The organism is Candidatus Micrarchaeota archaeon, assembly GCA_021163225.1.
Taxonomy (GTDB): domain Archaea; phylum Micrarchaeota; class Micrarchaeia; order Anstonellales; family JAGGXE01; genus JAGGXE01.
In genome coordinates this window covers 1-5,941 of record JAGGXE010000027.1, presented here as the reverse complement: position 1 = coordinate 5,941, position 5,941 = coordinate 1, and the positions used below count along the sequence as shown (strand labels likewise).

The 5,941-nt window shown below is 44.0% G+C and carries 7 protein-coding genes; 6 read left to right on the top strand and 1 reads right to left on the bottom strand.

Going from position 1 to position 5,941, the window contains the following annotated elements:
- Positions 1 to 282 precede the first annotated feature (282 nt).
- The 5 genes from J7K41_02080 to J7K41_02060 are packed head-to-tail and all read left to right on the top strand — an operon-like array spanning position 283 to position 3,626.
- The gene (locus J7K41_02080) at positions 283 to 984 is read left to right on the top strand and encodes a hypothetical protein (protein MCD6549479.1); all 702 of its coding nucleotides are present in this window, start codon (positions 283 to 285) and stop codon (positions 982 to 984) included.
- Positions 965 to 1,753, top strand: coding sequence for a hypothetical protein (locus J7K41_02075; protein MCD6549478.1), 789 nt, complete (start codon positions 965 to 967; stop codon positions 1,751 to 1,753). Before J7K41_02080 ends, J7K41_02075 begins: the two co-directional genes overlap by 20 nt.
- Positions 1,750 to 2,127 carry a hypothetical protein gene (locus J7K41_02070; GenBank protein ID MCD6549477.1) on the top strand — a complete coding sequence of 126 codons (378 nt, stop codon included), beginning with the start codon at positions 1,750 to 1,752 and terminating at the stop codon, positions 2,125 to 2,127. The genes J7K41_02075 and J7K41_02070 overlap by 4 nt, the downstream gene beginning before the upstream one ends.
- A gap of 16 nt (positions 2,128 to 2,143) precedes the next feature.
- Positions 2,144 to 2,494 carry a hypothetical protein gene (locus J7K41_02065; protein ID MCD6549476.1) on the top strand — a complete coding sequence of 117 codons (351 nt, stop codon included), beginning with the start codon at positions 2,144 to 2,146 and terminating at the stop codon, positions 2,492 to 2,494.
- Position 2,495: 1 nt separating this feature from the next.
- Positions 2,496 to 3,626 carry a tripartite tricarboxylate transporter permease gene (locus tag J7K41_02060; protein MCD6549475.1) on the top strand — a complete coding sequence of 377 codons (1,131 nt, stop codon included), beginning with the start codon at positions 2,496 to 2,498 and terminating at the stop codon, positions 3,624 to 3,626.
- A 3-nt stretch (positions 3,627 to 3,629) separates the two neighbouring features.
- Here the strand turns inward: J7K41_02060 and J7K41_02055 are convergent, their stop codons facing one another.
- On the bottom strand, positions 3,630 to 4,520 hold the full coding sequence (locus J7K41_02055) for a hypothetical protein (GenBank protein MCD6549474.1): 891 nt from the start codon (positions 4,518 to 4,520) through the stop codon (positions 3,630 to 3,632).
- A gap of 325 nt (positions 4,521 to 4,845) precedes the next feature.
- On the opposite strand from J7K41_02055, the gene J7K41_02050 reads away from it, so the two are divergent.
- The coding region (locus J7K41_02050; protein ID MCD6549473.1) for a hypothetical protein at positions 4,846 to 5,941 on the top strand (1,096 nt) is incomplete at its 3' end.

The window sequence follows — 5,941 nt, the reverse complement described above, 5'->3', positions numbered from 1 at the left end:
TTTCACCAGACTTAAGATGATCTTAAATGAGAGGATGAAAAGTAGGCATTATGAAAATCTGGTCAGAGATATACATTTCACCTAACCACACCTAACCGGAATGCTCTAACTAAACTTCTTTAAAAAACATTCCCTTCATAGGGGGAAAGGTTTTTAAAAATCTAAACGAAACAATGGTCCCACACCTCAGACAAGTGTTTTGCACTATGGTTAACCTTTCATGTTTTTTGATGCATAATCTAATCATAATAAATAAAATAAATTGATTGAATGTTATACATAATGATGTTATCGGAAAACTCACGGAAGAAACAGGTCCGTATATTAAAACGTTACGATGGGTTTGTCACAGAGGAGCATATAAGACGTGTATCGGAACGTAAACGGTTGAAAAAAACATACTCTATTGAAGGAAAACTCAGACGCGTTTTTCTCCCCTTCGTGATAAAAACTAAGAAAGGAAGTTACAGGGTGCAACGCGCACTTCTGGAGGATTCCGAAGATAAACAGTACCTGGTCATGTTTTGGGAGAACGTCGGACGATTAGACAAAATAAAAATAGGGGATGTAATAAAATTGGAACATCTCAAGTACAACGCCAGATACGATGAGTATTATGCAGGACGTAAGACACAGATAACTGTCATTCGTCGAGCACCCGTCACAGAGCTTTCAGAACTTCATAAATTGGAGGACGGAACACGTGTCACAACAAGGGGAAAGATAGTTGAAATCTATCCCGAATATTATTACATGTACGGAAACGTCGAAAGAAAGATGTTTGCGTTCAAAATTATGGAAGGGTTGAACTGGTTCCGTGTAGTGGTATGGCACAGCCCGATAAACATGAACCAACTTAAAGAAGGTATGGTCGTCAGGGTCGAAAACGCGGTCCTGCACAAACCTGAAGAAATCCATATAAACCTTGCATCAAGAATTGTTATAGAGGATACGGGTGAAACAAATGTGCATAAAGATGCATAGGGTCATATTCGTCATGTTTGTGTTTCTACTTCCGTCCGCCGTATTCTCACATTTAGTAACCGTTAATGTAAACTATTTGGACGGACGACCAGTCTCTGGAGGTTCCCTGACCGTGTACGGTTCGGATGGGTCGGTGCTTACGGTAAACATCACCGATGGAAAGGCATCCTTTGAAGAAGATACAGGGTACTACCTGGTCGTCATCAGAAGACGCGGTTACCCTGACAAACCGGTACTTATGCACGTTCAGGGCGATGTAACCGTCAACCTGCTGCTCATCAAAAATCCAAGCCCTACCATTTACGGCACGGTAAACATCCCCGACCTTGACCGAGTTGTAGCCGTTAGAAACGGGATAAAATACGGTGTCGGACAGGCAGGTTCTGGGTTCTATGTGATCAGCGTGCCTGAGAAAGGCGAGTATCAACTGATGTTCATCGACGGTGAGGAGTACGCTAAAAACGTTACTTTCTCAGGTGTGAAGATGGTTAACATAAGTTTTAACATGACCGGGATAGAGGTCGGAACAACCCATAACGAAACAGGACTCTTGGTTAACGAAACGGACAACCTCAACAAAACCGGCGTTAACAAATCGCCGGGTTCGAACAAAGCTGAAACCGTGACAAACAAAACGTTAACGTTCCTCGTGACCGGTGAAAGAGAGCATGGAGGACCGAACATGATTCAAAAGGTCGGGTTGACCCTGTTGTTTGTTGGAATAGGATTGTTGATTCTGATCTTGGTTTTCCGTCGGGTGAGAAGATGAAGAGGTATTCGAAGGGTTCGAGAGCGGAAAGGGAACTTACCAAGATGTTTATAGAACACGGGTTTCGTGTGATCCGAGCAGCGGGTTCCGGAAACCACGACACACCCGATATACTGGTTTTTCGCAAGGGGAAACAGTACTGTTTCGAATGCAAAGCATGGGACAGGGAAAACCTTCAGATCCCGCGTACCCAGATAGATAACCTAAAAAAATGGGAGGACATCACAGGGATAACGACGATGATAGCCTGGCGGATCCCGAGGTTGGGTTGGAGGTTCATACCTATCCATCTGCTCACCGAAAATGAGAAATCCTATTCGATAAATAAACGGACCGCTTTAGAACTCTTCTCTTTCGAAGATCTGATAGAATAGATGAAAAGGTGGTTCGATGAAGATTAACGATAAACAGTTCGTCCTACTACTTGTGATGTCGTTCGTTCTATCGCTGTTGATCCTCTTCCTCCTTTCGTCAGCATTACCGCCCGAATATGCAGAGATATCGCATCTCAACACCATGTCGTACGGAACAAAGGTTATGTTCACCGGGACTGTCGAACTCAGAAAAGAACGAACAGATAGGATAATGTTCAAAGTGTGTAACAGTGATGATTGTATTAAGGTGTACACAACAAAGAGAAACAAAAGGTATATCGACAAAGGCGACACGGTGATCGTCAAAGGTACGGTCAGAAAAGGGTATGTGATAGCAGACAGTATCGAATATTACAATCCGTGGTAACATGGATTTTCTATCTGTGATCATAGGGATAGTTGTGGGTGTATTTACCGGGCTCGTTCCGGGATTACACGTTAACACGGTCTCGGAAATCCTGGCAGACCTGATGTCTAACGGTTCGCTCGAAACTGCAACAATGCTCGTTACCGGAATATATACCGTGCTCTCGTTCTTCCCATCGATCGTGTTAGGTGTACCGGATGAAAACCTCGTTGTATCGATGTTACCCGGTCAACGCCTTGTCAAAAGAGGTAAAGGAAACGTTGCGATCAGAACGGTTGTTGCTTACGGTGTTGTAGCGGTTGTGATTACGTTACTGACCCTGCCCGTCGCGTTTGCATGGTACAAAAAGATATACGTTGTCCTACGTCCGTTCCTGATATACATACTCTTGGGCGCTACAGTCTATATGATAACGGTCGATAGAGAATTCAACAAGATATTAAAATCGACGATGGTTTTTCTGGCGGCAGGGTTGTTGGGAACGTTAACATCTGTGCTGCCGATAAAAGAACCCCTGTTTCCGATGTTTGTCGGTATGTTCGCACTGCCCATGCTCATTCTATCGGGTGAACAGGTAGAAATCAAACCGTCACGGTCGCCAGTAAACGTCCACCTATGGTTAGCGGTGTTGGGGGTCGGTGCAGGATTTGTTGCCGACCTGCTGCCGGGCATAGCAACGGGTGGTCAGATGGCGGTATTCTTTGCTCCGTTTCTGAGTAATGATGTGCTTTATCTGGGATTTCTCACCTCGTTGGGTATAAGCAAGGTGGTATTTGGAATACCGATGAAAACAGAGGTGGGGAAGAATCGGATCGGGTCGTTCACAAAGATCAGTATAACGGAACCGGTTGTTGACATCCTACTCCTGGTCTGCGGAATCTTCATAGGTCTGGTCATCCTCTACACGATATCGAAAATGAAGATCAAACTTACCCTCAGTAAACTTAACACCGTGATCATATTATACCTCGTAACGATAGTGGCTCTGGTGTCCGGATTGATGGGGTTGATCCTTCTGACCAGTGCATGCCTCTTGGGATTAATCACATTAAGCCTGGGTGTAAGAAGGATACATCTCATGGGAAGCCTCATCGTACCGACCGTGCTCTATCTAACCGGCGTTCTCTGGTAGAATTCATACGTTAGGATAGTAAACATGGACAGGTTTCTCCTCTTTCCTGTTAGAGTATCTGTAGAAGAAACGTAGTTCATCGATCTGCGGATACGGTTGACCAGTTCTGTGCATAACAAACAGTCCGTTCTCCATACGGACTACTATGCCCCAGTGGTCACGGGTACGTGAGATGGGGGAACACTTCTTAGCATAAAGAATCATACCTTCCTTCAACCCGGCCCACGGTTCCGGACCGAAAGACGCATGAAACCAGTCGTATCCATAGTTGAATATGGAATCTGTCGTCTTCCACAAACCACTATCTCGCACATCGATAGCTTTGGAATAATCGTGTTCAACGGCAAACAACAACGCCGTCAAAAAATCGTAGCAGTCCCATTTTCTGTAGATGTATCTTCCAACGTATCCGTCTTCGGTTGTCGCCCAATGCACCGCTTTGCTGTTGACCTGGTCTACGTACCAGTCCAACCCGTTCTTTCTGATCTTATCAACAGCCGACTCATCCGGTACACCCAACATACGGTACAACCGCCACAAGTCGTGGAAAGAGAGTTCATGCGCACCCTTCTCTTCGAGCATCTTCAACGCCTTATCCAGATGGTCTATGCGTAAAGGATTAAACCCTTTCCAATAACTATGTCTGAACTTGACCGTTGCCAATGAATAGAACTCGTGAGGAAGACCTTTCGGTTCCATGAGATACTTTTCTTCAACGTTTCTTTTGACACGTAAGAAAACTGAGTATATAAAATCTCTTTTCTCAGATTCGTAGATCCGTTTCAACCTCTCGGACAGTTGCGAATCCTCTAAAGGCATACGTGAACGAAACGCGTTTCCTTCCGGTTTTACCGACTCCCTTCTGACTCCTGGAGAACCGTGTTTCGTCTTCATGGTTATATGTGGTATTAAGATATATTTAATGGTTCTGGTTTGTTATCTCATTGTACTCCGGAGGTCTGTACCATCCTCAAAAGATGAAATATGACGTGCCTTTGTGAATAATTCTTTAAAGATTAATCCACCGTGTTGAAGATGAGGTAAGGGGAGAAGTGTAAGAATATGAGAAAGGGGATAATGAGAATGAGGGATAAAGTAGGTCGATAGTTCGGCAGAAAACTTAATTCTTCGTATCGAGTTATTCGGATTTTTATTCACAATCGCAAATATGACGAAGCTAATGCTTAGCTTTTAAAAATTAACCATTTGAAAATTAATCATGAGAAAGTATGTGCTTGGTGTGGTTTGTATCGTTATGTTGATGGTTGCAGCAGTCAACGGGACACGGCCAAATTATGTAGAGGGAATAGATATATCATCCGTAAACAGTGTTCGTATGCCTGTGATGAGATACCTGCCGGTCGTTTACAGCGGTGATTTCAACGGTGACGGTGTCCGTGATTTGGTGGTACTATCAGGAAGCGGAGAAAGCGAATGTGATATTTATTATGGTCCCTTTAATCTTTCAGAAGATTCGGCTATGGAACCTTCAGTAGTGATCACGTACATGGGTCCGTTATGGGCCAAGGTTTACGATTATGACGGTGACGGTGCGGACGAATTGTTCCTGATCACCGTAGCGCCACGGTCCGGTGTGTGGATGATACGTGGAGGTTCCAGTTTGCCATCGGTTGTCACCTTGTCGGACCCAAATGAATTTGATTATGGTTCTGTATTCGTTGGTCACGACGGTACCTATTATGGTTTTAGTGATGTAGTAGTTGGTGATGTGACTGGTGATGGTATTAATGATATAGTGATCGGTAGCAGTTACAGTTCACGGCATTACAGCAGTGGCTGGTGTACGGACTTTGTACATGTGATAAATGGTGGTTCGTCAGGGCTGATGTCTGGTGTTCATGATGTAGACACAGAATCACAGGTCGTATTTTACAAACCGTTGACGGGGAGGGGAGGTGTACTTAACGTTCCTCGTTTGGTGATCTCGAAATTTAATGATGATGATACACCTGACTTGATCGTCTATCATCGTAGTGAAGGTACTGACCGTGTGATACCAGGTCCTGTGACCGATGAGGGTTTGGTAGATATACGAAACTATGAACCTATAGACCTTGGTGTGCACCAAGGTATTGCAAAAGGCATCTCTGGCATACTGTATGCCAGTCAACCAGATATAGGAAAAGTATACAAAAAAATGAGCAGTGCGGAAAGATATATAGGGACAGGAGTTCTTAATGAGAGTCAGTGGTTTGATGTTTATGATAATTTATTGGCCGTGGCTGGACCAAATTTTACTATCCTATGGAAAATGGAGGGATTCGAAAGAGAAGGTATTTTAGTGAGAATAAACA